This window comes from Pseudomonas sp. NPDC087615, assembly GCF_044743445.1.
In the GTDB taxonomy this organism is placed as follows: domain Bacteria; phylum Pseudomonadota; class Gammaproteobacteria; order Pseudomonadales; family Pseudomonadaceae; genus Aquipseudomonas; species Aquipseudomonas baetica_A.
On sequence record NZ_JBIUWM010000053.1, the window covers coordinates 10,517 to 15,496 of the forward strand.

Below are 4,980 nucleotides of genomic sequence, written 5' to 3' on the forward strand. Positions count from 1 at the left end.
GCACAACGACAGTCGTACCCATACCACTTGTCCACAGACGCGCAACCGCGCTGCCGGCGATGGCCGGCAGGAAAACTCAAGAAGCCAGTGGCGATACTTGCCAAAGCCCGTTCTGCTGAATCAATTGCCGGTCGCAGTCCGCATCACGGGCGGCGGCCAAAGGTTGTCCAGGCAACGCCTGAACAACACGCTGACCCACACAGCGCAACTGGCAAACCAGCTGCCAGAGTGCCGCATCCGTACTGTCAGGCATCCAGATACCGCCAGACGGTAGCTCGATTTCAGCACGCCCCAGGGTCACCAGGGTTTTCAAATCGGTAGAGAAGCCGGTCGCCGGACGGGCGCGACCGAAGTCAGCACCGATGTCGTCGTAACGACCGCCCTGAGCGATGGACTGGCCAACGCCCGGCACGAACACCGCGAACACTACACCGGTGTGGTAGTGGTAGCCGCGCAGCTCGCCCAGATCAAAGTACAGCGGCAACTGCGGGAAGCGCGCCGACAGACGCTCAGCGATTGCCAACAAATCTTCCAGTGCCGCCAGCACCGGCGCCGGCGCATTGGCCAGACGCTCACGGGCGGCGACCAGCACTTCGCGGCCACCACACAGGTCGACCAGCGCACGCAGCATGCCGGACAGATCGGCCGGCAAGCCTTCGGTCAAAGTAATGACCTCGTCGATCGCCTTGCGTTGCAGCGCATCGAACAACTGCTGCTCAACTTCACCGGACAGGCCGGCGGCGCGCGCCAGACCACGGTAAATGCCGACATGGCCAAGGTCCATGTGCACATCAGGCACATCGGCCAGGTGCAGCATGGCCAGCATCAGGCTGATCACTTCAACGTCGCTGCTCGGACTAGCATCGCCGTACAACTCGGCCCCCAACTGGATCGGGCTGCGCGAAGACGACAGTGCACGCGGCTGGGCATGCAGCACGCTGCCGGCATAGCACAGACGACTCGGGCCTTCGCGACGCAGGGTGTGTGCGTCGATGCGCGCCACTTGTGGCGTGATGTCGGCACGGAACCCCATCTGCCGGCCCGATTGCGGGTCGATGACCTTGAAGGTACGCAGATCCAGATCCTGGCCCGCGACTGTCAGCAGGTATTCCAGGTACTCTATATGGGGGGTCACGACAAACTCGTAACCCCAGCTCTGGAACAGATCCAACACCTGACGACGCGCCACTTCAATGCGCGCAGCTTCCGGTGGCAGTACTTCTTCGATGCCATCTGGCAGCAGCCAGCGGTCTACCGTTGCCATTACGCCTTCCCCTTTGATCCGGGCGGCCAGCACTAGGGCGAGCCTTGAGTGAAGCAGAAAATGATCGGGCCATTCAAAACGCACGCGCATGAACGACGCAGCGAAAGGCCTGATACCGGCCTCGCCCATCACTTTCCTCGAAAAACTGTCGAGCTATTCAGCCCGATGTTCTGCAGCAAAAACAGCAATCAAACGTGCAGACGCAAAAAAGCCGGGAATTTCCCGGCTGCCGCATCATACACACGTTTTCCCAAAGGATCACCCCGCCCGAGATTTTAGCCGCCGGGCGGAGTGATTCAGGTCAACGTCGTATCAAGGCTTGGACTTTTCCAGGTAACGGAAAAAGTCGCTGCTTGGGTCGAGAACCATGACGTCGGATTTGTTTGCGAAGCTTTCACGGTAGGCGCGCAGGCTACGATAGAAAGCGTAGAACTCCTGATCCTGACCATAGGCCTTGGAGTAGATCGCAGCAGCCTGGGCATCACCGTCACCGCGAACCTCTTCGGATTCACGATAGGCTTCAGCCAGCAAAACGCGGCGTTGACGATCGGCGTCGGCACGGATGCCTTCAGCCAGCTCGTTACCCTTGGCGCGGTGCTCGCGAGCTTCACGCTCACGCTCGGTGCTCATACGCTCGAACACGCTGCGGTTAACTTCTTTCGGCAGATCAATACCCTTGACCCGGACATCGACCACTTCAATACCCAGCTCTTTCTCCGCCATCGTGTTCAACGAAGCAGTGATATCAGCCATCAGCGCATCGCGCTCACCGGATACCACTTCATGCAGGGTGCGTTTACCGAACTGGTCACGCAGGCCGGATTCCAGGCGACGGGACAGACGCTCGTCGGCGATCTGCTTGAGGCCGGAAGTCGCGGTGTAGAAGCGCTCGGCATCTTTCACGCGCCACTTGGCGTAGGCATCGACCATCACGGCTTTCTTTTCCAGGGTCAGGAAACGCTGCGTCGGTGCATCCAGCGTCATCAGACGTGCGTCGAATTTACGCACCTGGTTAACGTAAGGCACTTTCACATGAAGGCCCGGCTGAACATCAGCCTCTACCACGCGACCGAATTGCAGCATAACCGCGCGCTCGGTCTGAGACACGATGTAGAAGCAGTTCCAGCCAACCAATACCACAACGACGCCAACGATCAGGGCGATCAGCGATTTATTGCTCATCAGCGGGTCTCCCTTGTACGCGACTGCGGCAGGTCAGTGACATGCGGCGTGACATCCGAGTTTTTACTGGCAGCAGCCGAACCGGTGACCGGTGCATTGCTACCCGAACCGCTCTGAATCATCTTGTCCAGCGGCAAATACAGCAGGTTGCTCTGGCCGTTCTTGTTACCAGTCACGAGCACTTTGCTGGTATTGCTGAAGATTTCCTGCATGGTGTCCAGGTACAGACGCTCACGGGTAACTTCAGGTGCCTTGCGGTATTCGGCGACCAGTTTAGTGAAGCGATCTGCCTCACCCTTGGCGCGAGAGACCGTTTCGTCGCGGTAACCGTTGGCATCCTCAAGGATACGCTGGGCCTGACCACGCGCTTCCGGCACGACGCCGTTGGCGTAGGTTTCTGCCTGGTTACGCGAACGCTGCTCGTCTTCACGCGCGCGGATCACGTCATCGAAGGCTTCCTGCACTTCACGCGGGGCTGCCGCGTTCTGCACGTTCACCTGAGTAACGGTGATACCGGTGCGATAGGTATCGAGGAAGCGCTGCAGACGCTCCTTGATTTCGCTGGCCATCAACTCACGACCTTCGGTCAGCACCTGGTCCATGGCGGTCGAACCCACCACATGGCGCAGGGCGCTGTCGGTCGCATGCTGCAAGCTGATTTCAGGTTGATCGACGTTCAGCACGAAGTCCTGAAGGTTGCTGATCTTGTACTGCACGGTCAGCGGCACTTCGACGATGTTCTCGTCTTCGGTGAGCATCTGGCCCTGCTTGGTGTAGGCACGCTCACGCGTGACGTTTTCCATGTACTTTTTATCGATCGGCGGGAAGTAGATGTTCAGACCCGGGCCAACGGTTTCGTAGTATTTGCCGAAGCGCAGCACGACGGCTTGCTCCTGCTCGTCCACCACGTAGACCGCGCTGTACAGCCAGACAGCCGCCAGTACGACCAGGCCGATGCCGAGCAGACCGCCGAAGCCGCCTCCACTCTTGCCCGAACCACCGCCGTCATCACCACGTTTCTTACCACCACCGAACAACCCGTTCAGGCTTTCCTGCAGCTTTCGGAAGGCCTCGTCGAGATCCGGTGGCCCCTTGCGGTCGCCATTATTGCGGCGCTTGCCACCCCAAGGATCCTGATTGTTCGAGTTGCCACCCGGCTCATTCCAAGCCATAGCGCTCTCCATCTGATAAAGCAAAGACGCACCCACGGCGCGCCAACCAATGCTACAGAATGCCTGCCTTCACGGCACAACCGCTTTTTCAGGCTTTTATTGCAAAGTGTGTTGCTCGATGAACTCCATCGGCTGCAATCCTTCGCGGCTTACCAGTCGATTCAACTCGACCCGGGGCAAACGAACGGCCAGCAGACTGATGCCTTCTTCGTCGTGTTCTTCTTTCTGCACCGCACCGAGCTCAAAGAACTGCGCACGCAGTCGAGCGAATCGCTGCGGCAAGCGCAAGGTCCCCACAAACAAATCACTGCCGAGCAACTCGGCAATGGCTTGTTCAAGCAACTCCAGACCACTACCGTCCCATGCCGACAACCAGACCCGTTGCGGTTTGCCATCGGCATCGCGCTGGATCTGCGGCTCAACACCCTCAAGCAAATCGAGTTTGTTGTATACCTCAAGGATCGGCAAGTCTTGCGCCCCGATCTCACCCAGCACCACCATCACCTGCTCTATCTGCAACATGCGATCCGGCTCGGCCGCATCGATCACATGCAACAGCAAATCAGAGTTGCTCGACTCTTCGAGCGTAGACCGAAATGCTTCGACCAGCTTGTGGGGCAAGTGACGTATGAAACCCACAGTGTCGGCCAGAACGATCGGCCCCAAGTCGTCCAGTTCCAGACGGCGCAAGGTCGGATCCAGCGTGGCAAACAACTGGTCAGCCGCGTACACGTCGGATTTCGTCACGTTATTGAAGAGCGTCGATTTACCGGCGTTGGTATACCCCACCAATGAGACGGTAGGAATATCCGCACGCGATCGGCCGCGTCGCGATTGCTCGCGCTGGCTGCGTACTTTTTCCAGCCGGCCCTTGATCTGTCGCAGGCGAACCCGCAGCAGACGGCGGTCGGTTTCCAGTTGGGTTTCACCCGGACCACGCATGCCGATACCACCACCTTGACGTTCAAGGTGAGTCCAGCCACGAACCAGGCGGGTGCTCATATGGTCAAGCTGGGCCAGTTCGACCTGGAGCTTGCCTTCATGGGTACGGGCGCGCTGGGCGAAAATATCGAGAATCAGACCGGTACGGTCGATCACGCGACACTCGAAAACACGTTCGAGGTTACGTTCCTGACTGGGCGTGAGGATGTGATTGAAAATCACCAGATCGGCCTTTTCGGCATGAACCAGGTCGCGTAGTTCCTCAACCTTGCCGCTGCCAATCAGGAATTTGGCGGTTGGCCGATGACGCGGCACGTTAAAAAACGCAACGGTCTCGGCGCCCGCCGAATTAGCCAGTTCCTGAAACTCCTGCGGATCTTATCTCGAGTCAGTTTGGTGTATATCGTATTGATTTTGTTT

3 protein-coding genes and 1 pseudogene are annotated in these 4,980 nt (G+C 58.6%); all 4 read right to left on the minus strand.

Going from position 1 to position 4,980, the window contains the following annotated elements:
* Window positions 1–76 precede the first annotated feature (76 nt).
* A complete protein-coding gene (locus ACIOU6_RS22140) occupies window positions 77–1,264 on the minus strand; it encodes an ATP phosphoribosyltransferase regulatory subunit (RefSeq protein ID WP_401138905.1) in 1,188 nt (395 codons plus the stop codon).
* Between the two features lie 312 nt (window positions 1,265–1,576).
* Window positions 1,577–2,446 (minus strand): protease modulator HflC, encoded by an 870-nt coding sequence (gene hflC, locus ACIOU6_RS22145; protein WP_221733092.1) that lies wholly within the window; start codon window positions 2,444–2,446, stop codon window positions 1,577–1,579.
* The gene (gene hflK / locus ACIOU6_RS22150; protein ID WP_221733093.1) at window positions 2,446–3,618 is read right to left on the minus strand and encodes an FtsH protease activity modulator HflK; all 1,173 of its coding nucleotides are present in this window, start codon (window positions 3,616–3,618) and stop codon (window positions 2,446–2,448) included. Before hflK ends, hflC begins: the two co-directional genes overlap by 1 nt.
* A 96-nt stretch (window positions 3,619–3,714) precedes the next feature.
* A pseudogene (gene hflX / locus ACIOU6_RS22155) lies at window positions 3,715–4,973 on the minus strand (ribosome rescue GTPase HflX).
* Window positions 4,974–4,980 lie beyond the last annotated feature (7 nt).

Bases quoted from the DNA above. Each gene is read 5' to 3' on its own strand.
- ACIOU6_RS22140 (WP_401138905.1), bottom strand. From the start codon at position 1,264: ATGGCAACGGTAGACCGCTGGCTGCTGCCAGATGGCATCGAAGAAGTA.
- hflC (WP_221733092.1), bottom strand. From the start codon at position 2,446: ATGAGCAATAAATCGCTGATCGCCCTGATCGTTGGCGTCGTTGTGGTA.
- hflK (WP_221733093.1), bottom strand. From the start codon at position 3,618: ATGGCTTGGAATGAGCCGGGTGGCAACTCGAACAATCAGGATCCTTGG.